At 68.8% G+C, this 22,621-nt stretch carries 27 protein-coding genes; 7 read left to right on the forward strand and 20 right to left on the reverse strand.

Annotated elements, in window-relative coordinates:
- Window positions 1-7: 7 nt before the first annotated feature.
- From U5O44_RS09125 to flgB, 8 genes are read right to left on the reverse strand one after another with little or no spacing between them, the layout of a single operon-like run.
- Entirely contained in the window at window positions 8-1,144 is a 1,137-nt protein-coding gene (locus tag U5O44_RS09125) for a flagellar basal body P-ring protein FlgI (protein ID WP_416222163.1), read from the reverse strand.
- A 9-nt stretch (window positions 1,145-1,153) separates the two neighbouring features.
- Window positions 1,154-1,852: a flagellar basal body L-ring protein FlgH gene (locus U5O44_RS09130; RefSeq protein ID WP_322588120.1), complete on the reverse strand. Its 699-nt coding sequence runs from the start codon at window positions 1,850-1,852 to the stop codon at window positions 1,154-1,156.
- Complete coding sequence (gene flgG / locus U5O44_RS09135; protein WP_322588121.1) at window positions 1,849-2,631, reverse strand: flagellar basal-body rod protein FlgG; 783 nt, start codon at window positions 2,629-2,631, stop codon at window positions 1,849-1,851. Before flgG ends, U5O44_RS09130 begins: the two co-directional genes overlap by 4 nt.
- 26 nt (window positions 2,632-2,657) lie before the next feature.
- On the reverse strand, window positions 2,658-3,383 hold the full coding sequence (flgF, locus tag U5O44_RS09140; protein WP_322588122.1) for a flagellar basal-body rod protein FlgF: 726 nt from the start codon (window positions 3,381-3,383) through the stop codon (window positions 2,658-2,660).
- A 19-nt stretch (window positions 3,384-3,402) separates the two neighbouring features.
- Window positions 3,403-4,662: a flagellar hook protein FlgE gene (gene flgE / locus U5O44_RS09145; protein ID WP_322588123.1), complete on the reverse strand. Its 1,260-nt coding sequence runs from the start codon at window positions 4,660-4,662 to the stop codon at window positions 3,403-3,405.
- Between the two features lie 44 nt (window positions 4,663-4,706).
- Complete coding sequence (locus tag U5O44_RS09150) at window positions 4,707-5,372, reverse strand: flagellar hook assembly protein FlgD (protein ID WP_322588124.1); 666 nt, start codon at window positions 5,370-5,372, stop codon at window positions 4,707-4,709.
- Between the two features lie 38 nt (window positions 5,373-5,410).
- A complete protein-coding gene (gene flgC, locus U5O44_RS09155; RefSeq protein WP_322588125.1) occupies window positions 5,411-5,818 on the reverse strand; it encodes a flagellar basal body rod protein FlgC in 408 nt (135 codons plus the stop codon).
- 11 nt (window positions 5,819-5,829) lie between these two features.
- Window positions 5,830-6,249 (reverse strand): flagellar basal body rod protein FlgB, encoded by a 420-nt coding sequence (flgB, locus tag U5O44_RS09160; protein WP_322588126.1) that lies wholly within the window; start codon window positions 6,247-6,249, stop codon window positions 5,830-5,832.
- Window positions 6,250-6,431: 182 nt separating this feature from the next.
- Between flgB and flgA the strand changes: the two genes are divergently transcribed.
- The 3 genes from flgA to U5O44_RS09175 all read left to right on the forward strand — a co-directional run bounded on the left by flgA (window position 6,432) and on the right by U5O44_RS09175 (window position 8,302).
- Window positions 6,432-7,274 carry a flagellar basal body P-ring formation chaperone FlgA gene (gene flgA / locus U5O44_RS09165; protein ID WP_322588127.1) on the forward strand — a complete coding sequence of 281 codons (843 nt, stop codon included), beginning with the start codon at window positions 6,432-6,434 and terminating at the stop codon, window positions 7,272-7,274.
- A gap of 255 nt (window positions 7,275-7,529) precedes the next feature.
- Complete coding sequence (flgM, locus tag U5O44_RS09170; RefSeq protein ID WP_322588128.1) at window positions 7,530-7,847, forward strand: flagellar biosynthesis anti-sigma factor FlgM; 318 nt, start codon at window positions 7,530-7,532, stop codon at window positions 7,845-7,847.
- 47 nt (window positions 7,848-7,894) lie between these two features.
- Complete coding sequence (locus tag U5O44_RS09175) at window positions 7,895-8,302, forward strand: hypothetical protein (protein WP_322588129.1); 408 nt, start codon at window positions 7,895-7,897, stop codon at window positions 8,300-8,302.
- Here the strand turns inward: U5O44_RS09175 and U5O44_RS09180 are convergent.
- From U5O44_RS09180 to U5O44_RS09235, 12 genes are all read right to left on the reverse strand, one after another.
- Complete coding sequence (locus tag U5O44_RS09180; protein WP_322588130.1) at window positions 8,292-8,660, reverse strand: DUF1801 domain-containing protein; 369 nt, start codon at window positions 8,658-8,660, stop codon at window positions 8,292-8,294. The two genes, U5O44_RS09175 and U5O44_RS09180, sit on opposite strands and share 11 nt — an antisense overlap.
- A 22-nt stretch (window positions 8,661-8,682) precedes the next feature.
- The gene (gene dcd, locus U5O44_RS09185) at window positions 8,683-9,252 is read right to left on the reverse strand and encodes a dCTP deaminase (protein WP_179634503.1); all 570 of its coding nucleotides are present in this window, start codon (window positions 9,250-9,252) and stop codon (window positions 8,683-8,685) included.
- An 84-nt stretch (window positions 9,253-9,336) separates the two neighbouring features.
- A complete protein-coding gene (phnE, locus tag U5O44_RS09190) occupies window positions 9,337-10,146 on the reverse strand; it encodes a phosphonate ABC transporter, permease protein PhnE (protein ID WP_322588131.1) in 810 nt (269 codons plus the stop codon).
- Window positions 10,143-10,982, reverse strand: coding sequence for a PhnE/PtxC family ABC transporter permease (locus U5O44_RS09195; RefSeq protein ID WP_322588132.1), 840 nt, complete (start codon window positions 10,980-10,982; stop codon window positions 10,143-10,145). The genes phnE and U5O44_RS09195 overlap by 4 nt, the downstream gene beginning before the upstream one ends.
- Complete coding sequence (locus tag U5O44_RS09200; RefSeq protein ID WP_322588133.1) at window positions 10,979-11,821, reverse strand: phosphonate ABC transporter ATP-binding protein; 843 nt, start codon at window positions 11,819-11,821, stop codon at window positions 10,979-10,981. The genes U5O44_RS09195 and U5O44_RS09200 overlap by 4 nt, the downstream gene beginning before the upstream one ends.
- Window positions 11,818-12,693, reverse strand: coding sequence for a putative selenate ABC transporter substrate-binding protein (locus U5O44_RS09205; RefSeq protein WP_322588134.1), 876 nt, complete (start codon window positions 12,691-12,693; stop codon window positions 11,818-11,820). Before U5O44_RS09205 ends, U5O44_RS09200 begins: the two co-directional genes overlap by 4 nt.
- Window positions 12,694-12,740: 47 nt before the next feature.
- On the reverse strand, window positions 12,741-13,613 hold the full coding sequence (phnD, locus tag U5O44_RS09210; protein ID WP_322588135.1) for a phosphate/phosphite/phosphonate ABC transporter substrate-binding protein: 873 nt from the start codon (window positions 13,611-13,613) through the stop codon (window positions 12,741-12,743).
- 54 nt (window positions 13,614-13,667) lie between these two features.
- The gene (mobA, locus tag U5O44_RS09215; RefSeq protein ID WP_322588136.1) at window positions 13,668-14,297 is read right to left on the reverse strand and encodes a molybdenum cofactor guanylyltransferase MobA; all 630 of its coding nucleotides are present in this window, start codon (window positions 14,295-14,297) and stop codon (window positions 13,668-13,670) included.
- Window positions 14,298-14,299: 2 nt separating this feature from the next.
- Window positions 14,300-14,932: a TorD/DmsD family molecular chaperone gene (locus U5O44_RS09220; protein WP_322588137.1), complete on the reverse strand. Its 633-nt coding sequence runs from the start codon at window positions 14,930-14,932 to the stop codon at window positions 14,300-14,302.
- A gap of 27 nt (window positions 14,933-14,959) precedes the next feature.
- Complete coding sequence (locus U5O44_RS09225) at window positions 14,960-17,146, reverse strand: 4Fe-4S binding protein (RefSeq protein ID WP_322588498.1); 2,187 nt, start codon at window positions 17,144-17,146, stop codon at window positions 14,960-14,962.
- Window positions 17,046-17,666, reverse strand: coding sequence for a DUF3306 domain-containing protein (locus U5O44_RS09230; protein WP_322588138.1), 621 nt, complete (start codon window positions 17,664-17,666; stop codon window positions 17,046-17,048). The genes U5O44_RS09225 and U5O44_RS09230 overlap by 101 nt, the downstream gene beginning before the upstream one ends.
- 2 nt (window positions 17,667-17,668) lie before the next feature.
- Window positions 17,669-18,205, reverse strand: coding sequence for a DUF3305 domain-containing protein (locus U5O44_RS09235; RefSeq protein ID WP_322588139.1), 537 nt, complete (start codon window positions 18,203-18,205; stop codon window positions 17,669-17,671).
- A gap of 331 nt (window positions 18,206-18,536) precedes the next feature.
- Between U5O44_RS09235 and U5O44_RS09240 the strand changes: the two genes are divergently transcribed.
- Genes U5O44_RS09240 through U5O44_RS09255 form a run of 4 tightly spaced genes read left to right on the forward strand, consistent with a single transcriptional unit; the run spans window position 18,537 to window position 22,618 of the window.
- On the forward strand, window positions 18,537-18,758 hold the full coding sequence (locus tag U5O44_RS09240; protein WP_322588140.1) for a formate dehydrogenase: 222 nt from the start codon (window positions 18,537-18,539) through the stop codon (window positions 18,756-18,758).
- A 20-nt stretch (window positions 18,759-18,778) separates the two neighbouring features.
- Window positions 18,779-21,760 (forward strand): formate dehydrogenase subunit alpha, encoded by a 2,982-nt coding sequence (locus U5O44_RS09245; protein WP_322588141.1) that lies wholly within the window; start codon window positions 18,779-18,781, stop codon window positions 21,758-21,760.
- A 13-nt stretch (window positions 21,761-21,773) separates the two neighbouring features.
- Window positions 21,774-22,403, forward strand: a complete 630-nt coding sequence (gene fdh3B / locus U5O44_RS09250; protein WP_179634493.1) for a formate dehydrogenase FDH3 subunit beta — start codon at window positions 21,774-21,776, stop codon at window positions 22,401-22,403.
- On the forward strand, window positions 22,400-22,618 hold the full coding sequence (locus U5O44_RS09255; protein WP_322588142.1) for a hypothetical protein: 219 nt from the start codon (window positions 22,400-22,402) through the stop codon (window positions 22,616-22,618). Before fdh3B ends, U5O44_RS09255 begins: the two co-directional genes overlap by 4 nt.
- Window positions 22,619-22,621 lie beyond the last annotated feature (3 nt).

Here is a 22,621-nt window from a genome sequence, read left to right on the forward strand (position 1 = left end):
ATGGGCGTCAGATGACTTCGATTTCCGCGCTCAGCGCACCTGCAGCCTTGATGGCCTGCAGGATGGCCAGCAGGTCCGCGGGCGATGCCCCCAGCGCATTGAGCGCCTTCACGACTTCGGTCAGCTTCGTGCCCGCGGGCAGCTGCACCAGCGCGCCGCCGTCCTGCTGCATGCGGATGTCGGTGCGCTCGGTCACGGTGGTCTGCCCGGCGGACAGCGGCCCCGGCTGGCTGACCACCGGCGTCGAGCTGATGGACACGGACAGGTTGCCGTGCGCCACGGCGCAGGCACCCAGCGTGACGGACTGGTTCATCACCACCGACCCGGTCCGGGCGTTGACGACGACCTTGGCAGCCGGCGCGGCCTGCTCCAGCGACAGGTTCTCGATGTCGGCCATGAACCCCACACGCTGGTCGGGCGTGGCCGGCATCTTCACGCGGATCACGCGGCCGTCCATGGCCGAGGCGGTCCCGGGACCGAAACGGGCATTGATGACCTTGGCCACTTCTCGGGCGGTGTGGAAGTCGCTGCTGTTGAGGTCGAGCTGCAGGAACTCGCCCTGGGCCAGCGGGTTGGCGACGGCACGCTCCACCGTGGCGCCGCCCGGAATGCGGCCCGCCAGCAGGTGGTTGACCTGCACCTTGGAGCCGCCGGCCGAGGCCCCGGCGCCGGCCACGATCAGGTTGCCCTGGGCCAGCGCATAGATCTGGTTGTCGGCGCCGCGCAGGGGCGTGCCGATCAGCGTGCCGCCGCGCAGGCTCTTGGCATTGCCGAGCGAGGAGACGGTGACGTCCAATGGCTGCCCCGGCTGCGCGAAGGCCGGCAAGGTGGCCGTCACCAGCACGGACGCGACATTCTTGAGCTGCATCCCGGTGCCCTGCGGCACGGTGACCCCGAGCTGCTGCAGCATCGCGTTCAGGCTCTGCGTGGTGAAGGGCGTCTGGGTGGTCTGGTCCCCGGTGCCGTCCAGACCGACGACCAGCCCGTAGCCCACCAGCTGGTTGGGCCGCACCCCTTGCACATTCGCCACTTCCTTGATGCGCACGGCCGCCTGCGCCTGTGTCATGGCACCCAGCAGCAGCACCACGACGCAGCCGAGGTGGATCCACAGCCAGCGAGGCGACTGAAGGTTCAGAGGGTGCATGTCCATCACTCAGATCGGCATCAGGTTGAGGAAATACCGCGACAGCCAGCCGATCTGCTGGGCATCGGCCTGACCGCCCCGGCTTTTCTGCTCGACGCGGACATTGGCGATCTGGGCCGAGGCCACGGTGTTGCCCGGCTGGATGGAGCGCGGGTCGATCTGGCCAGAGAAGCGCAGCACGTCGACGTTGTCGTTGACGCCGATCTGCTTTTCGGCGGAGACGATCATGTGACCGTTGGGCAGCACCTCGACCACGACCGCGGTGATCGTGCCGCTGAAGTTGTTGGTGTTCTCGGTGCCGCCCTTGCCGCTGAAGGTGTTGGCGCTCTCGCCCCCGACCCCGAGCTTGCCCAGTGCCGTGGCCGGCAGCAGCGGCACGGCGGCGATGGAGCCCGAGAGGCTGCCCGTCTTCTCGACGCTGCTGGTGGAGCGTGCGCTGGCGCTGACCCGCTCGACGATCTGCACCAGCAGCGTGTCGCCGACCAGGCGGGCGCGGTGGTCCTCGAACAGCGGGCGGTACTGGCTGTGCTGGAAGATGGCGCCGTTGTTGACCACGGGCCGCACGGTCGGGTAGGGCCGCACGGGTTCTGCCGGCGCGATGTCGACCTTGGCCACCGTCGGCATGAGCTGGCAGCCGGACAGTGCACCGACCAGCCCCAGCCCCCACACCAGACGCCGCAGCACCGCAGCCCGCACGGTCTGGTTCACAGCTGCGTCAGACGCTGGAGCATCTGGTCCGAGGTGGTGATGGCCTTGGAGTTGACCTCGTAGGCGCGCTGGGTCTGGATCATGGCCACGAGTTCTTCCACCACATTGACGTTGGAGGTCTCGATGAAGCCCTGCGACAAGGCGCCCATGCCATCCGAGCCGGGGGCGGCAGCCACGGGCGTGCCGGAGGCCGCGGTTTCCGTGAAGAGGTTCTGACCGCGCGGCTCCAGGCCCGCCGGATTGACGAAGGACGCCAGCGTGAGCTGCCCCACCGCCTGCGGTGCCGCCTGGCCGGGCATCGACACCGACACCTTGCCGTCCTGCGCGATGGTGACCGACTGGGCGTTGGGCGGGATCGTCACGCCGGGCTGCACGAGCTGGCCGTTGTTGGTGACGAGCTGGCCGGTGGCATTGAGCTGGAAGGCGCCGTCGCGGGTGTAGCCGGTCGTGCCGTCGGGCATCTGGACCTGGAAGAAGCCATTGCCCTTGATCGCCACGTCCAGCGAGTTGGTCGTCTGCTGCAGCCCGCCCTGGCTGAACTGGCGCGAGGTGGCCACGGTGCGCACGCCCAGGCCGACCTGCAGGCCGGTGGGCAGCTGGGTCTGCTCGCTGCTGGCCGCGCCGGTCTGGCGCAGGTTCTGGTACATCAGATCCTCGAACACCGCGTGCGACTTCTTGTAGCCGTTGGTCGCGACGTTGGCGAGGTTGTGGGAGATGACGTCCAGCTGGGTCTGCTGGGCTTCCATCCCGGTCTTCGAGGTCCACAGGGAACGCATCATGGTGGGAGTCCTTGGTTCGGCTGGATTCAGTTCAGGGACAGCAGCTGCTGGGCCTGCTGCTCGTCTTTTTCGGCGGTCTGCATCGACTTCATCTGGGCCTCGAACTGCCGGGCCGCGGCGATCATGGCGACCATCGTGCTGACCGCGGAGACGTTGGAGCTTTCGAGCGCACTGTCCTGCACCTGGGCGGCAGGGTCGGCGTCCAGTTCACCCGCGGGGCCGCGGAACAGGCCGTCTTCACCGCGCTTCAGGGGGGCTTCCGCGGTGACCAGCTTGAGCCGGCCCACAGGCGCCGGCACGCCGCCGGGCACCCGGGCGCTGACCGTGCCGTCCCCGGCGATGCTCACTTCGGCGTTGGGCGGGATGCTGATCGGGCCGCCGCCACCCAGCACGGTCAGACCGCTGCGGGTGACCAGCGTGCCCTCGGCATTGACGTCGAGTGCGCCGGCGCGGGTATAGGCCTCCGTGCCGTCGAGGCCTTGCACGGCCAGCCAGCCGTTGCCCTTGACGGCGACGTCGAGACTCCGTCCGGTGGCGATGACGTTGCCCGGCTCCGGGTTGTAGCCCGTGGTGGTTTCCAGCGCGAAGGCGCGTGTCGAGGCGCCGTCGCCCCGCACCGGCACCGCGCGGAAGGACTGCAGCTCCTCGCGGAAGCCATTGGTGGACACGTTGGCGAGGTTGTGCGCCAGGACATCCTGGCGCTGCATCGTCGCCTTGGCGCCCGACATCGAGAGGTAGATGCGACGGTCCATTCAAGCGCTCCCGGTGCCGTCAGCGCATGCTGACCAGGGTCTGCAGCATCGAGTCCTGTGTCTTGATGGTCTGCGCATTGGCCTGGTAGAAGCGCTGCGCGGTCATCATGTTCACCAGCTCGCCCGTCAGGTCGACGTTGGACTCCTCCAGCGCACCGGACTGCAGCACCCCCAGCGTTCCCGAGCCGGGCGTGCCGGTGATCGGGTCTCCTGCCTGCAGCGTGCCCACCCAGGCGTTGCCGCCGAGCGAGCTGAGCGCCTGCGGATTGCGGAAGGTGGCGATCTCCAGCTGGCCGGACGGCTGGGTCAGCCCGTTGGTGTAGCGGGCGCTGATGATGCCGTCCTCGCCGATGTTCAGGCTGGCGAACTGGCCAGGGGCGTAGCCGTTCTGGTTCAGGTCGGTCACGCTGAACGTGGCGCCGAACTGGGTCGAGTCGGTGAAATCGATCTTGATGCCGCTGATCAGCGCGTTGTTGTCGGTCGCGGGGATGTCCGGCAGCGTGAACCGCTCCAGCGGCCCACTGGCCAAGCTCGGCATGAGCCCACTCGAATTGAAGGTCAGGTTCTCCAGCATCGGCTGCGGAACACCCGCGGTTTCGTTGAGCGACTTGTCGCCCAAGGCCGCATAGACATTCCAGGTGTCGGTGGCCGCCTTCTGGAAGTAGTAAGTGACTTCCGCCGGCTGGCCCTTGGCATCGAACACCTGCACCGAGGTGGCGTTGTTGTAGGTGCTCGGATCATCGAACGCGATGGTCCCGGTGGTCGGCTTGGTCACCTTGCCGCGCGAGTCCAGGTTGAAGGTCATGTTGATCTTGTCGGTGGCCTGTGGCGCGATGCCCGACATCGAGAGCTGCAAGTCCGACTTGACCCCCGTCTCGATCACGCCTTCCTTGTCAGCCTGGTAGCCCTGCAGACGCTGGTTCTGCGAGTTGACGATGTAGCCCGTGCTGTCCACCTGGAACTGGCCATTGCGCGAATACACCAGCCCGCCCGCGGGCTCCTTGAGCTGGAAGAAGCCACGTCCGTTGATGGCCACATCCATCATGTTGCTGGTGGAGACGACGCTGCCCTGCGAGAACTGCTGGGTCACGGCGGCCACCTGCACGCCGATGCCGATGTTGTTGTTGTTGGTGGTGCCGATCGAGTTGGCGTACATGTCGGCGAACTCGGCGCGCCCCGCCTTGGCCCCGTAGGTGCCGGCGTTGGCGATGTTGTTGCCGATCACCTCCATGTTCTTGCTGGTGGCGTTCAGACCGGACAGACCTTGCTGGAAATTCATGTGGATGCTCCTGAAACGGGTGGGGAACGGAGGGTGCGGGCGGTTCAGCCGCCAAAGGCGCGGACGTCGCTGTAGGCGATGGTGGTGCCGCCCTTGAGCTGCAGGCTGAGGCCCGTGCTGCCGCCCGAACTGACGGCGCTCACCTGGTCGCGCATCAGTGCCGTGGTCGCGACACTGGCCGTGCCTGCGGTGGCTGCCACGCGGAAGCGGAAGCCGCCGGCATCGCTGACGCCCTCGCCCGGGGTCCAGGTGAAGGCATGTCGGCCGCTGGTTTCGGCCCCCATGTCGATCGTGTCCACCACCCGGCCCGCGCTGGACAGCACCTCGACCTTGACACTGTCGGCCGCGCCGGCCATGTCGAAATACCCGACGGCGCCGTCCGCGCCGACCTCCAGCCGGTTGCCCGGCACCACGACCGAGCGGCCCACCAGCGAGGCACTCTGCATCGCCTGCATCTGCACGAGCTGCGCCGACATCGCCTGCAGGCTGTCGTTGACGGTGCCGAGGCTGGACACGGTGTTGATCTGCGCCATCTGGCTGGTGACCTGGGCGTTGTCCATCGGGTTGAGCGGATCCTGGCTCTGCATCTGCGTGACCAGCAGCTTCAGGAACCGATCGGACGCCTCCTGGGTCGCGGAGGCGGTGCTCTTCGCGCTGCCAGTGAGCTGGCTGAGCGCGGAGGAGTCGGTGACAGTGGAGGTCGAGGCCATGGTGCGAGAAGTCCTTGTTCCTGGTGCGGCGGATCAGATCAGCCCTGACCCATCTGCAGCGTCTTCAGCAGCAGGGTCTTGGCGGTGTTCATCACTTCGATGTTGTTCTGGTAGGAACGCGAGGCCGAGATCATGTTGACCATCTCCTCGACCGCGTTGACGTTGCTGTAGGTGACGTAGCCATTGCCGTCCGCATTCGGATTGGCGGGGTCGTGCACACGCCGACCCTCCGCGCTGTCTTCGCGCACCTGGGACACCTTGACGCCGGCGGCGCCGTGGTCGCCCATCGGCAGGGTCTGGAAGACGACCTGGCGGGCCTTGAAGCTCTTGCCGTCCGGGCCGGCGGCCGTGTCGGCGTTGGCCAGGTTGGTGGCCACCGTGTTCAGCCGCTGGCTCTGCGCGCTGACGGCGCTGCCGGCGATGTGGAAAATGTTGAACATTGACATCATTGCCCCTTTCACTGGCCCTTGATGGCATCGAGCATGGTGCGCACGCTGCCGTTGATGAAGCGCAGGGTGGCTTCGTACTTCACTGCGTTGTCGGCGAAGCTGGCGCGTTCACGGTCCATGTCGACCGTGTTGGCGTCCAGGTTGGTCTGGCTCGGCGCGGCGTAGAGCAGCTGGCTGTCGCGCATGGCGGCCGAGGTGCCGCCCGTGGCGAGGTGCCGTCCGTCGGTGCCCTTGAGCATGGCCGGCGCGCCGATCGTGGCGCCCGCCCCCGTCATCTGCTGCAGCGTCTTGGCGAAGTCGATCTCGCGGGCCTGGTAACCCGGCGTATCGGCATTGGCGATGTTGCTGGCGATCAGGCGCTGGCGCTCGGAGCGCAGCGCCAGCGCCTGGGTCTGGAATTCGAGTGAAGCGGATAGGCGGTTCAGCATGGCAGTGTCGGCGGCAGCGGCAGCGGGTGCGACCACGGGGACCCGGTATCGCGACAGACCCGCACCGGGGGCTCGGATCCGATTCTTGATGCGCCCGCCCCCCTGTGCTCCCACGAATAGGACGGCCTGCGCGGCCCATCTTGCGGCCTGATCGGCTGCGCGTGGCTCCTACAGTCGCCTTCATGATCAGCTTGCCTCTGCTCCGCCAGTCGTCCGCCCCCTGCCCTGCGCAGGTGTCACTGCCCCCGGAGTCCGCCCGCCACCGACGACCGCCGCGCGTGCTGGTCGCCGTGGCCGTGACCCTCGGGCTGGCACTGCTGACGACCATGTCCTGGGCGGACACCCGGGCGGCCGTCCCGCGCTCCGCGACCCCCGGCGCTGCCACCAACACTGACAGCGCACTGCCGGCCGCGCTGGCGCGCAGCGTCGTCGACGTGACGCGCAGCGCCATGGCCGATGCGGGCGATGCGCGGGTCGAAGTGCTGCCCGGCCAGCTGGATGCGCGTCTGCGGCTGGCGCCCTGTCAGCAGATCGAGCCCTACTTGCCGCCTGGCGTGCTGCCCTGGGGCCGCACCCGGGTCGGCCTGCGCTGCGTCAGCGGACCGGTGGCCTGGAATGTCTACCTGCCGGTGACGGTGAAGGTCTGGCGCAAGGCGGTGGTGAGCACTGCAGCGCTGGCCGCGGGGTCCGAGCTGTCCGCGACCGACCTGCAGATCGCCGAGGTCGATGTGGCGAACAGCAGCGCCCCGGTCTTCACGGACACCTCCCGCCTGCTGGGCAGACGCCTGGTGAATGGTGTCGGTGCAGGCGCCGCGCTGCGGGCCGACAACCTGCGGGTGCGCCAGTGGTTCGCGGCAGGCGACAAGGTGACGCTGGTCTACCGCGGCGAGGGATTCGAAGCCTCCACCGACGGCCAGGCGCTGAACTCGGGCATGGAAGGCCAGGCAGTGCGGGTCCGGGTCGGCTCCGGGCAGGTCATCACCGGCTTGCCGACCGGGCAAAACCGGGTGGAGGTGCGCTCATGAGCCGCAAGGTCCGACGCGACGCAGACCGCTCGCCAAAAGCCGAAATAACCACCCTGAATCACGTCAATTCGATGGCAATTTGCAAAAATATGCCCGAAAACCATCCGTACGGGGGAGGAATGCCAGAAGACCTGCACAGCCCCGCTAAAGTGGCCGCAGCGTCCACCGATATCAGGCACATCGAAGAGGTTGCGCGAAGGACTCTCCTCCGCGACACCCGACAACCGAGCCTGATTCGGCCCGAAGGAGTACGTGATGAAGATCGGCAACACCGCCCCGACCTCGGCGACAGCCCCCGTCAACACCAGCCAATACCCGACCCGTGCGGCCGAGGCATCCGCTGAGGCCCCAGAATCCCCCGCCGTCGAAGACACCCCCAGTACCCTGGTGGAAGTCTCGGAGACCGCCACGGCCCTGCTGGAGCGCTCTTCGGACGACTTCGATGCCGACAAGGTGGCCCGTATCCGCAGCGCCATCGCCGACGGCAGCTACCAGGTCAACGCCAGCGCGATCGCCGACAAGCTGCTGGCCAATGCACACGATCTGCTGGGACACCTCGGCAAACCCACCTGAAGCACCTGTCCGGCCCGACCGGGCAGCGTGCCCCCTGACCTGACGCCATGACACGCCTGCCCATGACCGCCACGCCCCTGCAGTCCGTCCCACTGCACTGCCCCGATGCCACGGACCTGGAGCAGCTGCTCTGTGCCGTCGAACTGGACCTGAACGCCCTCGGTCAATCGCTGCGCCAGCACGACAGCGACCGCATCGAGCGACACGCCAGCGGTCTGCGCGATGCCCTCACCCGCGCCATCGACGGATTCAGCCGCGCATCACGTGCCGGGCAGGTGCCGGCGGCGTTGCGCGCGCGGCTCGTCAAGGCCAGCGGGGAGGTCGCCGTGCAGCGTGAATCGCTGCTGCGGGCCACTGTCGCACTGGACAGTGCCATGGAGGTGCTGCTGCCACGCGAGGAGGCCGTGGTCTACGGCGGTCCTGGTCAGCGTGGCACAGCGCTGTTCAGACACTGATCTGCAGCGCCACCGCAGCAGCGGTGATCCGCATCACCAGTTCGGTGTCGACCGGCTGGCTGTAGCGGAACTTGAGGATGCGCATGCCCTTGCCGGTCCCTTCCAGCTGAGGAAAGCGTTCGACCAGCAGCGCCCCCTGAAAGTACTGCAGATGCGCCTGGCCCTTGTGGAGCACCAGCGTGACCAGCTGGTTGCCGCGCACCAGAAACATCAGACTGCCCCATCGCACCGCCTGGTCAATGCCACTGGCACTGCCGAGCACCGCCTGGTGCAAGGCGGTCGCGACCGCCACCTGCCCCGGCGGCAAGGAGTCGAAGAAGTTGGCCACCATGGCCGCGGGTCGAGCGAGATGTCGCATGTCGGTGCGGGATCCGCCTCGCTCAGGTCCTGGGCAGGGTCACCCCCGTCTGGCCTTGGTACTTGCCGCCGCGGTCGCGGTAGCTGGTCTCGCAGACCTCGTCACTCTCGAAGAACACCACCTGCGCGCAGCCCTCGCCCGCATAGATCTTGGCTGGCAGTGGCGTGGTGTTCGAGAACTCCAGCGTCACATAGCCTTCCCACTCGGGCTCGAACGGCGTCACGTTGACGATGATCCCGCAGCGCGCGTAGGTGCTCTTGCCGAGGCAGACCGTAAGCACGCTGCGCGGGATGCGGAAGTACTCGACCGTGCGCGCCAGCGCGAAGCTGTTCGGCGGGATGATGCAGACGTCGCCCTTGAAGTCGACGAAGCTGCGCTCGTCGAAGTTCTTGGGGTCGACCACCGTGGAGTGGACGTTGGTGAAGATCTTGAATTCGTCTGAACAGCGGATGTCGTAGCCGTAGCTGGACGTGCCATAGCTGACGAGCTTGCGGCCGTCGGGGGCGTAGCGCACCTGAGCGGGCTCGAACGGCTCGATCATGGCGTGCTGCTCGGCCATGCGGCGGATCCACTTGTCGCTCTTGATGCTCATGTTGTGGTCAATCTGGGGGAACGCAGGAAAGGGGCGTGATTTTATGGGCATCCTGTCGTGGTGCCCGCCCGTTTCAGAGCAGATTCAAGCGAAGTGGTTCCGTCGGACCCAGGCCGACAGCGCATCCACCAGCGCCACCAGTCCGATCATCGCCAGCAGCACCGTGCAGGCCTCGCGCATCTGGAACAGCCCGAGGTGGAAGCTCAGCATCTGCCCCAGTCCGCCCGCGCCGACCACGCCGAGCACCGCGGCAGCGCGGATGTTGTTCTCCCAGCGGTAGAGGCTGTAGGCGAGCCACTGGGCCGAGACCTGCGGCAGCGTGGCGAACAGGAAGACCTGGACCACGCCCGCACCGCGGCTGCGCAGCACCTGCGCCGGCGCGGGCGGCACGTTCTCCAGCGCCTCGGCCAGCAAGCGGCCCAGCACGCCGGTCGTGTGCAGCGCCAATGCCAGCGTGCCCGGCAGCGGCCCCAGTCCGGCCGACACCAGCAGCAGCGCCGCCCAGACCAGCTCCGGCACCGCACGCAGCAGATTGAGCACCGCGCGTGCCGCCCCGTGGACCAGCGCCGCCGACACCCCGCCCGCCAGACTCGCCGGCACGGCCAGCAGCAGCCCGAAGAGTGCTGCCAGCCCGGTGCCGAGCAGCGACATCGCCAGCGTCTCCAGCGCGGCCCAGCCCGTCTTGCGCAGGAAGGGGCCGCTGGTCTCCGGCGGAAAGAAGCTGGCGAGGAACTGCCCCATCTGCCCGAGCGCCTGCGGGCCGAGGAAGTCGGACCAGCGCAGCGACAGGCTCCAGAAACTCGCCCCCACCAGGGCCAGCAGCGCCAGACCCAGCACGGGCAAAGCGCGGCTGCGCGGTGGACGCGGTGGCAGCGATTGCGGCGCCGGGCTCATGCCAGCCCCCGCCGGATCCACGCGCTCACCCGGTCCGACAGCGCCACCAGCGCCATGAAGACCAGCAGGATCGCGCTCACCTCGCCGCCCGCGAACATCTTGGCGGCGTTGTCGAGCTGCTGCCCGAGCCCGCCCGCGCCGACAAAACCCAGCACCACCGAGGAGCGGATCGCACATTCCCAGCGGTAGACGGTGTAGCTCGCCAGCTCGTGTGCGGAGGCCGGCAGCGCCGCGTACAGCCAGGTCTGCAGCCGCCCGGCGCCGTGGCCCAGCAGCGCCTGTGCGGGAGCGGCGTCCGCGCTTTCCAGGATCTCGGCCCAGACCTTGGCCAGCATGCCGCCGTAGGCGATGGCGATGGCGAGCACACCCGCCGTCGGCCCCAAGCCCACGACCCGTACGAACACCAGCGCCCACACCAGCTCCGGCACCGAGCGCAGCACCACGGTGAACGCGCGCACACCCTGCCGCAGCCACGCCGGCCCACGCGCCATGCGCCCGCCGACCGCGCTGACGGACAGCCGCTCGGTCATCGCCAGCGCCAGCGGCAGCGCGATCAGGCCCGCCAGCGCCATGCCCGCCGTCGCGATCGCCACCGTGCGCCAGGTCTCGCGGGCCAGCAGCGCGAGGAACTCGGCGTCGTGGCGCGGCGGCACGAATTCGGCCAGAAAGCGCCCGGTCACGCGCAGGCTGCGGGCGTCGAACAGCGTCCACGGCTGGAACTCGGCCAGCACCAGCAGCGGCCACAGCACCACCGCCGCCGCCAGCAGCCCCAGCCAGCGCCGCTGCAGCGCCGGATCGTGCGCGGCCACCGCATTCGCCAGCGTGGCAGCGTTCATCGGCACATCGCCTGCGGCAGCACCGCAGCGACCGAGGCCGGATCCAGCGCCGGCAGGACGGGCGGCGCGAACACCGTGCCGCCATACAGCGCCTGCAGCCGCGCATCGTCCAGCCCGGACGACGGCCCGTCGTAGACCACCCGCCCCTCGCGCAGCGCCACCGTGCGCGCAAAGCAGCGCCGCGCCACCTCGACCTGGTGCAGCGAACACAGCAGCGTGCGGCCCTCGGCACGCGCCGCCTCGGTCAGCCGGCGCATCACCAGCTCAGCCCGGGCCGGGTCGAGCGCCGACAGCGGCTCGTCGACCAGCCACAGATCCGCATCCGCCACCAGCAGCCGCACCAGCCCGACGCGCTGCCGCTCGCCGCCGGAGAGCCGATCGACACGCAGCCAGAGCTTGTCGGGCAGATCGAGCGCCACCAACGCCCGTTGCACGCGCTCGGCGTCCGCCACCCGCGGCGTCCACAGCGTGCGCAGGCTGGCCCACAGCGACATCTGCGGCAACCGTGCCGCCAGCACCGCCGTCACCACCCGCTGGCGCGGCGGCAGTGGCGGCACCTGCGGTGCGAGCAGCGCACGCGCCCGCAGCGTCTGGCGTGCGGCGTTGCCCAGCGTCCACGGATCCTGGCCGAACAGGGCCAGCCGCCCGGCCGAGGGCCGCAGCATCCCGGCCAGCGCCAGCAGCAGGGTCGTCTTGCCGGCACCCGACGCGCCGATCACCGCGACCTGCTCACCCGCCGTCAGCCGCAGATCGAGGCCCTTCAGCACCGGCGCAGCCCCCGGCATCGGCGCGACCTGCAGTCCGCCCAGATCGACCACGACCGGCGCCGACAGACTCACTTCAGCAGCCCGGCCTGCTCGGCGGCACCCTTGATGCCGTTGTAGTGCTCGGCCTTGGTCGGGATGAAGCGGCTGGCGCGCTGCAGCGCCAGGATCTCCTTGCCCCCCGGCGCCGACTCCAGCGCCAGGAAGGCCGCGGCGATCTTCTCGCGCAGCGCAGCGGGCATGTCGGCGTGCACGCTCCAGTTGTAGTCGTAGTAGCCGGGCGTCGTGTAGAACACCTTGACCACCGCCGGATCGACCTTCTTGTCGGCGACGAACTTCTCCCAGACGGAGATGTTCAGCGCGCCTGCATCGACCTTGCCGCTGGCGACCGCCGCGATGGTCGCGTCGTGGGCGCCGGAGAAGCTCACGCGCTTCAGGTCGGCATCGGGGTTGATCCTGGCGGCCAGCAGGTAGCTGCGCGGCATCAGGTGGCCCGAGGTGCTGGAGGCCGAGCCGAAGCTCAGCGTCTTGCCCTTGAGATCGTCGAGCTTCGTGATGCCCGAGGCCGCGTCGGTGATGAAGACCGAGCGGAACTTCTCGTCCTCGGCCCGCTGCACCAGCGGAATCACCTTGCCACCGGAGCGCACATTCGCCTGCACGAAGGTGAAGCCGCCGAACCAGGCGAGATCCACCTTCTTGTTCACCAGCGTCTCGACCGCCGCGGCGTAGTCGGTCACCGGCGTCCACTCGACCTTCATGCCGAGCTTGGCCTCCAGGTACTTGCCCAGCGGCTCGAACTTGCGCGCCAGCTCGGTCGGGGATTCGTCGGGGATCGCGGTCACGCGCAGCACAGCCTGGGCCTGCGCGGTCAGCGCGGCACCCGCCAGTGCGGCCCCCAGTGCGAGCAGTCGGACGCTGCGGGCAGCGGTCAAAGGAATTCTTGTCATGTTCACGCCTCAGAAAGGCGTGAATTGTGCCGTGCCTGCTCAGCGCCTCATTGCAACTGACCCATCTGCTCCGCTGCGGCACGCACGGCCGCATAACCCGCATCCTTGGTTTCGGTGTAGCGGTGGGCGCGCTGGGCTTTCAGGATGTCGCGCCCGCCCTTGACCGCCTCCAGCACCAGCATCCCGCCGGCGATCGACCTGCGGCTGCCTTCGGGCATGTCGGCGAGCACCGCCCAGGTGTGGTCGGTGTAGACCGGTGTGGTGAAGAAGACCTTGACCGCCGCCGGGTCGACCTGCTTGTCGGCGACCAGGCGCTCCCAGGTGGCCAGGCCGAGCGCGCCGGCCTCGGCCTGGCCGGCGACCACCGCCGCCACCACCGCCGCCGCGTTCGCGGCGGGCACTGCGGTGAGGTCGGCGTCCGGGCGCAGCTTGGCCGCGATCAGGGCGCTGCGGGGCATCAGGTTCTCCGCGGTGCTGGCACTCGGGCCGAGGCTGAGCGTGCGGCCCTTGAGGTCGGGGAGTTTCTTGATGCTGGAGCTGGCCTTGGTGATGAAGACGGAGCGCGCCTTCTGGTCTTCCTCGCGCTGCACCAGCGGCACGACCCGGTCCTTGGCCCGCAGCGAGGCTTGCACATAGGACAGGCCGTTCAGCCACACCAGATCCGCTTCCCGGTTCAGCAGCGCGCGCACCGCAAACGCCTCGCTGGCCACCGGCACCCACTTCACGCGCAGCTTGTAGCGCGTCTCCAGGAACTGACCCAGCGAAGCGAAACGTGCCTCCTGCTCGGCCGGGGTCGTTTCGGGGGCCATCGCCACCCGCAGCACGGACTGCGCCTGCGCCACCGCCACCGTGCCGGCCAGCAGCACGGCTGCACCCAGGCCACGCGCCACAGGCGCCATCCGTCGAATCCATGTGCTCATCGTCAACCCCGCCACAAAATGGCTGGATTGTGCCGCGGACGTGACTTTTTCAGATCAGCGCGACAGGCTGCGCAACTCATCCAGGGTGTTGGCATTGAAAAAACCGGCAACGTCCCCCTCCCGGTCGAAGAGCACCCGGGCGCAGCGGTGCTGGTCGGTCCAACGCTCGATGCGGCGCTGGCCCCCGGCCATGAACACCACCAGACTCTCCATCAGCCCGGCCTTCATCAGACAGAACACAGGATGGGTCTGCAGCGTGCCATCCGCCTCGCGGGTGACAGCCAGCGCCAGGTCGGCCTCCTCGGCATGCAGCGCCGCCGCCAGACGCGCCACCAGATCGGTCGGGAACTGCGGCGAGTCGCACGGTACCGTGACCAGGTACGGCGTCTCGCAGCGCTCCAGCCCCGCCAGGAACCCCGCCAGCGGCCCCGGAAAATCGGTCGTCGCATCCGGCCACACCGGCACGCCCATCGACTCGTAGGCCGCGAGGTTGCGGTTCGCATTGACCATCAGGCTGCCGACCTGCGGTCCCAGGCGCATCACGGCGTGCAGCGCCAGTGGCATCCCCTGGAAGTTCTGCAGCCCCTTGTCCACGCCGCCCATGCGGCTGCCGCGCCCGCCAGCGAGGACGAGGCCGGTGATGTCCTGCGGGTCGATGCCAGTCGTCGGAAGGGCGGTCGCCATGCTCACGCCTCCAGCAGGTCGAAGCCCTGCGTCTCGATGTCCATGAACACGCGCGTGAGCTGCGCCACCGCGCGCCAGAGCTGCGCCCGCGGGTGCGCCTCGACGGCGTCGCACAGGTCGGCGACCCAGGTCTGCAGGTGGCCGCGGAAGAAGCGCCGCTGCTGCTCCAGGTTGCACACCGCGATGTCGTCGCCCGCGATCAGGAAACGCATCACCTCGCAGCCGTAGGCGATGTGGTCCTCGGTCTCGCCACGGCTGGCGTCGCGGGTCAGGCCGAGGGCGGCCAGGTCGGTGCGCAGCGCCGCCAGCGGCTTCTCGTTGAGGAAGCCGGCCAGGTAGAACGAGCCGTAGAGAAAGACCTCCGGCTTGCCCACCCCGCCGAACAGCGCGTCGTACTCGTCGGCCGCCGCCTCGGGCGTGGTGGTCCGCAGCGCCGACACGAGCGCCTGCCACGGCGCCTCCAGCAGACCGCCTTCCGGCGTCTCGGTGACCACGACGCGGAATTGCGCCAGCAGCGCGGCATCCGGCGGCGCCATCCACAGCCGCGCGAGCAGGCCGTACAGCTCGGCGCGGGCGAGTTCCTCGCTGTGGTCGGCGCTGGCGAAGCTCAGGGCGCGGAGATCGTCTTGGTTCATGGGATCGGCTCGGGCTCAGTCTGGGTCTCAATAACGGGGCGTGCCGCGCGGCACATCGGTGATGCGGACTTCGCTGGGGTTGCTGTGCAGATCGACCACCCGGCAATCGCCGCACATCTTCAGCCGCTCGGCCGCCGCGCCCTGGAAGGCCGGGTGCGCGGACAGCTTGGCCAGCATGTTCTCGATCACCTTCAGCGTGCCAAACGGCTTGGTGCAGCGGATGCAGCGGAAGGGCTCGACCTCATGCAGCACGCGCGACTGCCGGCGCGCCCGGCCCTCGTCGGCCAGCAGCAGGCGCGGCTCCAGCGTGATCGCCCCTTCCGGGCAAGTCGTCTCGCACAGGCCGCACTGCACGCAGTTCTTCTCGGTGAACTTCAACTGCGGGCGCTCGGGGTTGTCGGCCAGCGCGTTCTCCGGGCAGGCGCCGACGCAGCTCAGGCAGAGCGTGCATTTCGCGGTGTCCACCAGCACGGCGCCAAACGGTGCGCCGGCCTTGGGCAACGCGACGACGTCGACCGGCGTGGGCGCGTGGGCGCTCAGGTGGTCGATCATCAGGTCGAGCGTCGCGCGCTTGTCCGCCTGGGCGACGATCGCGGTGGGCTGCGCGACGCACTGGGCGGGGGCGCAGCGCAGTGCGGCATCGAGCGCGACCAAGTCGCGAGCGTCCCGGGCCTCGATCAGCTTGAAATGCTCGCCCGCATAGCCCAGCCCGGTCAGCAGCGCCTGCGCCACCGCCATCTGCTCGGCCAATGCGGTGCGGTACTCGGGCGCCTCTTCGGCGGTCAGCAGCACGAAGACCTGGCTCGCCCCTTGCGCAATCGCGGACAGCCACAGGTCGATCCCGACGCTGGCCGTATGCCATACCGCCACCGGCAGCACCCGCGCCGGCACGCCGTGCATCGCGCGATCGACCCGCGCCGCGCGGCCGAGGTCGTCGATCAGCCTGGCACCGGCCTGCTCGCTGTGCAGCAGCAGCGCCGCGTTCTGGCCGCCGGCGCGGGCGTAGGTCGAGATCAGCCGGTGCAGCCGCTTGCCCTGGTCGACCGGGCCGGGATAGGCGAAGGTGAGCGCGCCGCTCGGGCACACCGTCGTGCAGGCGCCACAGCCCGCGCACAGGTGCGGCTCGACGACGATGCCGCCCGCCAGCGCGGTCTTGGCCTTGCCCTTGCGCGAGGCGTCGCTGGAAATGGCACTCGTCGAGCAGACGTCGATGCAGGCCGTGCAGCCGATCTGCTCGTTGCGGCTGTGGGCGCACAGGCGGTGCTGGTAGTGGAAGAACTTCGGCTTGTCGAAGGTGCCGACCAGCTCGCGCAGTTGCAGCACGGCGTCGAACAGGCGTTTCGGCTCGGCGGCGCCACGCACGCCCTGCGGCACATGGAAGTAGCCCTGCGGCGGCTGGTGCTGCGAGAAGGCGGCGGTCTCGCGCAGGTCGAGCACGAGATCGAAGCGTTCGTCGGTGAGCAGCGGGGCACGGTTGAAATCGATCGCGCCGGCCGCGTCGCAGACCTGCACGCAGTCGCGGTGGCTCTTGCAGCGGCTCAGGTCGATCTGGTAGCGGAAGTCGATCGCGCCTTCCGGGCAGGCGTCGAGGCAGGCGTTGCAGCGCGTGCAGAGGTCGAGGTCGATCGGGTTCGACGACGACCACTGCACCTCGAACGCCCCCAGCCAGCCGCGCAGCCGCGTCACCCGTCCGGTGAACACCGGCAGGTCGCGGCGCTGCGCCAGTGATCCGTCCACGCCCGCCGCCTCGTCCACCAGCAGCGTCACCGCCAGCCGGTCGCGCAGCATCGCCGCCGCCGACTGCACCGCGTCCGCCGCGCCGATCACGAGGCAGCGGCCGGCCGAGTGGAACGGCACCGTGGTGACGGGCTGCACGTCCGGCAGTTGCGCCGCGGCGATCAGCGCAGCGAGCTTCGGCGTGGCCGCCTTGGCGTCGCGGGACCAGCCGCCGGTCTCGCGCAGGTTGACGAAGTGGATCGGGCGCTCGTCGGTGCCGGGCGCGCCGGCGGTCTCGGCGTTCAGATCGAGGAAGAGCCGGCTCTCCTGCGTGCAGGCCACCAGCAGCGCCTCGCCCGGCCCGGTCGCCTTGGCCGCACGCTGGAAGGCGCCCGCTTCACGCCGGCACAGCAGGGTGTGCGTCGTCTCCAGCCCGTCCGCATTCGCCCCCGGCGTGCGCATCAGCGTCCGGGCGATCGCCCCCGAATCCAGCGGCATCGTCCGGTTGCAGTCGCACAGCAGTGTTTTCATCGGCGGGGTTCTCTTCGGTGTCTCTGTCTTTGTCGGTGTCATCGTCGGCGAACAGGCCGAGCGCCTTCGACTGCGCCATCTGGCGCAGCATCGCCAGCGGGATCGGATCGGCCAGGCCGTAGTCCTCGATGTAGGTGTCGAGGCCGTCCATGACGTTGAAATGCGGATCGGTGAACAGCGTCTTCAGCGCCGCGTTCTTCACCGACGGATCGACACCACGGGCGACGAAGCGGGTGAAGTCGGAGGCGGGGGTGAGCTGCGCGGCGTCGGCGAGTGTCGGGGGTGGCAGCGCGGGGGCCTGCGCTTGTGCCGGTGCCGATGCAGGTGCTGGTGGTGCCACCACCCGGGCCGGCACGGCCGCCACGGGCTCCTCCGCGGGCAGTGACCGCAGCGGCTCCTCGGCCACTGGCGCGCCCTGCCGCACCTGCACCTTGCGCCGCGACCAGCGCGACAGGAAACCGCCCTCGGGCTCGTGGTCGGTCGCCATGGTCAGCAGGCCGGCTCGTCGGCCGCGCCGCGCTGCTCCGGCGCGACGAAGGACACCGGCCGGCGGCGCTTCTTCGGCTCGGGCCGGTAGTGCGCGTCGGTGTAGACCTGCAGCCAGTCGCGCACCTCGGCCGGCAGCGGCCGGTTGTCCACCCGCTCCTGCGCGTCGAGGAGGCGCCCGGCCTCGTTGTAGGACAGCGTGACCCGCTCAGGCCAGGCACGCGAGGGGTCGTCCTCGTCGATGCGCCACATCACGAACCAGACCGGCGCGCCCGAGGTCAGGTTGAGGAAATAGCCCTCGCCCTCGTCGCGGCGCAATTCGACCGGCAGACCCGGAAACAGGAACTGCGCCGCCGTCCCGTCATCGCGCAGCAGGCGCGGCACGTCACCGTACTGGCCGTCGTCCAGCGCCACATCGGCCAGCGTGAAACGCCAGTCCTCCCAGCGGCTGGGCTGGTGCTGCCGGTCGATCACCACGGCGACCCGGATGTCGGTCGGGGGTATCCGGGGTGTCGGGAGAGTTTCGGTGTCGGTCCGCATGAATATGTCGGCAAGGGGCGGTCAAAAGGGGCGCTGAATGCTGGCCAGTCTACAGGCCGCCCTCCGCAGCGCATCGGCGTTGCCCCTGAGCGACGAGGGAATTCCAGCGGTTCGTCTGCAGTCAAACCCCGAATGGGGCACTCGCCAAACCGCCTGCGACAAATTGTCCGGCCCGAGTCCTTCCGGGTTTTCAGTCGGTTTGGCGACACGCCCGACAAATTGGCGCAATACCCACGACAAACTGTCGCGAACCCTTACGGATTGACCCTTATTGCCGCCCTTGCATAACCGCAACCTAATCACCGCAGTTCACGCTGCCGGAGCCCGTTCGATGAGCCAGTACCCCACCCCTGAGCGTTCCACGCTGACCCGCCGGCGCGTCTTCGCCGGCGTCGGCACCGCCGGTGCGCTGGCCGCGGTCGCCGCCGTGCTGCCGGGCCAGTTGCCCGCGCCGCCGCAGGCCGCCGCCCACCCCAAGCCGGCCCCGGACACCTCCGGCGGCTACCAGTTGACCGAGCACGTCAAGCGCTACTACCAGACCGCCAAGGTCTGAGGCCTCCAGGAGACACCCCCATGCTGCTCACCCGCCGCGCCGCCCCGGCCTCCCCTGGCTCACCTTCGTCCCCGCTCGTGTCCAGCCTGGCCCGTGGCATCGGCCGGGCGATCCCGACGCTCGACCGCCGCAGCTTCCTGCGCCGCTCCGGCCTGGGCGTCGGCGCCGGGCTGGCCGCGTCACAGCTCACGCTGGTCAAGCGCGTCGAGGCGGCCGATGCGGCCTCTGCGGCAGCCGGCGGCGCGAAGAAGGTCGAGGTCAAGCGCACCGTCTGCGGCCACTGCTCGGTGGGCTGCGCGGTGGACGCCGTAGTGGAAAACGGCGTCTGGGTGCGCCAGGAGCCGGTGTTCGACTCGCCCATCAACATGGGCGCCCACTGCGCCAAGGGCGCGGCGCTGCGCGAGCATGGCCACGGCGAGTACCGGCTGAAAACCCCGATGAAGCTGGTCGACGGCAAGTACAAGCGCATCTCCTGGGACGAGGCGCTGAACGAGATCAGCGCCAAGATGCTGGAGCTGAAGAAGCAGAGCGGGCCGGACTCGCTCTTTGTCGTCGGCTCGTCGAAGCACAACAACGAGCAGGCCTACCTGCTGCGCAAGTGGATCAGTTTCTGGGGCTCGAACAACACCGACCACCAGGCGCGCATCTGCCACTCCACCACCGTCGCAGGGGTGGCGAACACGTGGGGGTATGGCGCGATGACCAACTCCTACAACGACATGCAGAACTCGCGTTCGGCGATCTACATCGGCTCGAACGCAGCGGAAGCGCACCCGGTGTCGATGCTGCACATGCTCCATGCCAAGGAGACCGGCTGCAAGATGATCGTGGTCGATCCGCGTTTCACCCGCACCGCGGCGAAGGCGGACGAGTACGTGCGCATCCGCTCGGGCTCGGACATTCCCTTCCTGTTCGGCGTAATGCACCACATCTTCAAGAACGGCTGGGAGGACAAGAAATACCTCGAAGACCGGGTCTGGGGCATGGACAAGGTGCGCGAGGAAGTGCTGGCGAAGTGGACACCGGACAAGGTGCAGGAAGCCTGTGGTGTCGACGAGGCCACCACCTACAAGGTCGCGAAGATCCTGGCCGACAACCGCCCCGGCACCATCGTCTGGTGCATGGGCCAGACGCAGCACACCATCGGCAACGCGATCGTGCGGGCCTCGTGCCTGCTGCAGCTGGCCTTGGGCAACGTCGGCAAGTCCGGCGGCGGCACCAACATCTTCCGCGGCCATGACAACGTGCAGGGCGCGACCGACGTCGGCCCGAACCCGGACTCGCTGCCCGGCTACTACGGCCTCGCGGAAGGTTCATGGAAGCACTTCGCCAAGGTCTGGGGTGTCGACTACGAGTGGATCAAGAAGCAGTACGCGCCCGGCATGATGAGCAAGTCCGGCATGACGGTCTCACGCTGGATCGACGGCGTGCTGGAGAAGAACGAGCTGATCGACCAGGAATCGAACCTGCGCGGCCTGTTCTTCTGGGGCCATGCGCCGAACTCGCAGACCCGCGGGCTGGAGATGAAGCGGGCGATGGACAAGCTCGACCTGCTGGTCGTGGTCGACCCCTTCCCGAGTGCCACCGCCGCGATGGCCGCGATGCCCGGCGCCAAGGACGACCTGAACCCGAACCGCGCCGTCTACCTGCTGCCGGCCTGCACGCAGTTCGAGACCACCGGCTCCTGCACCGCCTCGAACCGCTCGATCCAGTGGCGCGAGAAGGTCATCGAGCCGCTGTGGGAATCGCGCACCGACCACATGATCATGTACCAGCTGGCTGAAAAACTCGGCTTCGGCGCGGAACTGGTCAAGAACTTCAAGATGGTCCCAGGCAAGGGTGGCCAGATGGAGCCCGAGACCGAGTCCATCCTGCGCGAGATCAACCGCAGCGTCTGGACCATCGGCTACACCGGCCAGAGCCCGGAGCGCCTGAAGGCCCACATGCGCAACATGCAGGTCTTCGATGTGAAGACGCTCAAGGCCAAGGGCGGCATCGACAAGGAAACCGGGCTGAACCTGGACGGCGAATACTTCGGCCTGCCCTGGCCGTGTTTCGGCACGCCGGAGATGAAGCACCCCGGCTCGCCCAACCTCTACGACACCAGCAAGCACGTCATGGACGGCGGCGGCAACTTCCGCGCCAACTTCGGTGTCGAGCGGGACGGCAGCTCGCTGCTGGCCGCCGATGGCTCGCACTCGCTGGGCGCGGACCTGACCACCGGCTATCCGGAGTTCGACCACCTGCTGTTGAAGAAACTCGGCTGGTGGGACGACCTGACCGAGTCCGAGAAGACCGCGGCGGAAGGCAAGAACTGGAAGACCGACTCCTCGGGCGGCATCATCCGCGTGGCGATGAAGCTGCACGGCTGCCACCCCTTCGGCAACGCCAAGGCCCGCGCCGTGGTCTGGAACTTCCCCGACCCGATCCCGCAGCACCGCGAGCCGCTCTACTCGACCCGCCCGGACCTCGTCGCCCAGTACCCGACCCACGACGACAAGAAGGCGTTCTGGCGCCTGCCGACGCTCTACAAGTCGGTGCAGGAGAAGAACAAGGACATCGGCAAGACCTTCCCGCTCATCATGACCTCGGGTCGGCTGGTCGAGTACGAGGGCGGCGGCGAGGAGACCCGCTCCAACCCGTGGCTGGCCGAGCTGCAGCAGGAGATGTTCATCGAGATCAACCCCAAGGCTGCCAACGACCGGGGCATCCGCAATGGGGAGGACGTCTGGGTCAAGACGCCGCCGATGGCTGCCCTGCCCGACTTCAAGGGCATGCGCATGAAGGCGCTGGTGACCGAGCGGGTCGATGCTGGAACGGTGTTCATGCCGTTCCACTTCTCCGGCCGCTGGGGCGGCGCCGACATGGCGGCGTACTACCCCGAAGGCGCGATGCCGGTGGTGCGGGGCGAGGCCGTCAACACCGGCACGACCTACGGCTACGACAGCGTGACGATGATGCAAGAGACCAAGACCACGGTCTGCCAGGTCGAAAAAGCCTGAACGGAGCAACCACATGGCCCGAATGAAATTCATCTGCGACTCGGAGCGCTGCATCGAGTGCAACGGCTGCGTCACCGCCTGCAAGGCCGAGCATGATGTCCCGTGGGGCGTCAACCGCCGCCGCGTCGTCACGCTCAACGACGGTATCCCCGGCGAGAAGTCGATCTCGGTGGCCTGCATGCACTGCTCGGATGCGCCGTGCATGGCGGTCTGCCCGGTGGATTGCTTCTACCGCACCGACGAGGGCGTCGTGCTGCACGACAAGGACGTGTGCATCGGCTGTGGCTACTGCTCCTACGCCTGCCCATTCGGCGCGCCGCAGTTTCCGAGCAACGGCACCTTCGGCCTGCGCGGCAAGATGGACAAATGCACCTTCTGCGCCGGCGGCCCGGAGGAGAACACCAGCCAGGCCGAATACGAGAAGTACGGCCGCAACCGGCTGGCCGAAGGGAAGCTGCCGGCCTGCGCCGAGCAGTGCTCGACCAAGGCATTGCTCGGCGGCGACGGCGATGTGGTGGCCGACATCTTCCGCACCCGCGTGATCCAGCGCGGCAAGGGCAGCGAAGTCTGGGGCTGGGGCACCGCCTACGGCAAGCCGGCCGGTGGCGCCACCCCCGCTGCACCGGAGGCCGCCAAGTCATGAACACCGCACCGATCACCCGTGGCGTGCGGACGCTGGCCGTCGCGCTGACCGCCGTGGCCGCGCTGGCGGGCTGCAGCGAGCGCACGCAGGAGCTACAGGCCAAGAAGCCCGATCAGGCGCCCTACGCGGGCGGCGACAAGGCGGCCTGGGAGTCGCAGATCCGCGCCCGCAACCAGCACCAGAACGAATACGTCCGCGCCCCCGCGCGGCCGTGAGGA

Source organism: Sphaerotilus sp. (assembly GCF_034519685.1).
In the GTDB taxonomy this organism is placed as follows: Bacteria; Pseudomonadota; Gammaproteobacteria; order Burkholderiales; family Burkholderiaceae_C; genus Sphaerotilus.

What these genes read in the sequence shown, in the direction of transcription:
- U5O44_RS09125 (WP_416222163.1), bottom strand. Translation starts at nt 1,144, where the DNA reads ATGCACCCTCTGAACCTTCAGTCGCCTCGCTGGCTGTGGATCCACCTC.
- flgG (WP_322588121.1), bottom strand. Translation starts at nt 2,631, where the DNA reads ATGATGCGTTCCCTGTGGACCTCGAAGACCGGGATGGAAGCCCAGCAG.
- flgF (WP_322588122.1), bottom strand. Translation starts at nt 3,383, where the DNA reads ATGGACCGTCGCATCTACCTCTCGATGTCGGGCGCCAAGGCGACGATG.
- flgE (WP_322588123.1), bottom strand. Translation starts at nt 4,662, where the DNA reads ATGAATTTCCAGCAAGGTCTGTCCGGTCTGAACGCCACCAGCAAGAAC.
- U5O44_RS09150 (WP_322588124.1), bottom strand. Translation starts at nt 5,372, where the DNA reads ATGGCCTCGACCTCCACTGTCACCGACTCCTCCGCGCTCAGCCAGCTC.
- flgC (WP_322588125.1), bottom strand. Translation starts at nt 5,818, where the DNA reads ATGTCAATGTTCAACATTTTCCACATCGCCGGCAGCGCCGTCAGCGCG.
- flgB (WP_322588126.1), bottom strand. Translation starts at nt 6,249, where the DNA reads ATGCTGAACCGCCTATCCGCTTCACTCGAATTCCAGACCCAGGCGCTG.
- flgA (WP_322588127.1), top strand. Translation starts at nt 6,432, where the DNA reads ATGATCAGCTTGCCTCTGCTCCGCCAGTCGTCCGCCCCCTGCCCTGCG.
- flgM (WP_322588128.1), top strand. Translation starts at nt 7,530, where the DNA reads ATGAAGATCGGCAACACCGCCCCGACCTCGGCGACAGCCCCCGTCAAC.
- U5O44_RS09175 (WP_322588129.1), top strand. Translation starts at nt 7,895, where the DNA reads ATGACACGCCTGCCCATGACCGCCACGCCCCTGCAGTCCGTCCCACTG.
- U5O44_RS09180 (WP_322588130.1), bottom strand. Translation starts at nt 8,660, where the DNA reads ATGCGACATCTCGCTCGACCCGCGGCCATGGTGGCCAACTTCTTCGAC.
- dcd (WP_179634503.1), bottom strand. Translation starts at nt 9,252, where the DNA reads ATGAGCATCAAGAGCGACAAGTGGATCCGCCGCATGGCCGAGCAGCAC.
- phnE (WP_322588131.1), bottom strand. Translation starts at nt 10,146, where the DNA reads ATGAGCCCGGCGCCGCAATCGCTGCCACCGCGTCCACCGCGCAGCCGC.
- U5O44_RS09195 (WP_322588132.1), bottom strand. Translation starts at nt 10,982, where the DNA reads ATGAACGCTGCCACGCTGGCGAATGCGGTGGCCGCGCACGATCCGGCG.
- U5O44_RS09205 (WP_322588134.1), bottom strand. Translation starts at nt 12,693, where the DNA reads ATGACAAGAATTCCTTTGACCGCTGCCCGCAGCGTCCGACTGCTCGCA.
- phnD (WP_322588135.1), bottom strand. Translation starts at nt 13,613, where the DNA reads ATGAGCACATGGATTCGACGGATGGCGCCTGTGGCGCGTGGCCTGGGT.
- mobA (WP_322588136.1), bottom strand. Translation starts at nt 14,297, where the DNA reads ATGGCGACCGCCCTTCCGACGACTGGCATCGACCCGCAGGACATCACC.
- U5O44_RS09220 (WP_322588137.1), bottom strand. Translation starts at nt 14,932, where the DNA reads ATGAACCAAGACGATCTCCGCGCCCTGAGCTTCGCCAGCGCCGACCAC.
- U5O44_RS09225 (WP_322588498.1), bottom strand. Translation starts at nt 17,146, where the DNA reads ATGCCGCTGGATTCGGGGGCGATCGCCCGGACGCTGATGCGCACGCCG.
- U5O44_RS09230 (WP_322588138.1), bottom strand. Translation starts at nt 17,666, where the DNA reads ATGGCGACCGACCACGAGCCCGAGGGCGGTTTCCTGTCGCGCTGGTCG.
- U5O44_RS09235 (WP_322588139.1), bottom strand. Translation starts at nt 18,205, where the DNA reads ATGCGGACCGACACCGAAACTCTCCCGACACCCCGGATACCCCCGACC.
- U5O44_RS09240 (WP_322588140.1), top strand. Translation starts at nt 18,537, where the DNA reads ATGAGCCAGTACCCCACCCCTGAGCGTTCCACGCTGACCCGCCGGCGC.
- U5O44_RS09245 (WP_322588141.1), top strand. Translation starts at nt 18,779, where the DNA reads ATGCTGCTCACCCGCCGCGCCGCCCCGGCCTCCCCTGGCTCACCTTCG.
- fdh3B (WP_179634493.1), top strand. Translation starts at nt 21,774, where the DNA reads ATGGCCCGAATGAAATTCATCTGCGACTCGGAGCGCTGCATCGAGTGC.
- U5O44_RS09255 (WP_322588142.1), top strand. Translation starts at nt 22,400, where the DNA reads ATGAACACCGCACCGATCACCCGTGGCGTGCGGACGCTGGCCGTCGCG.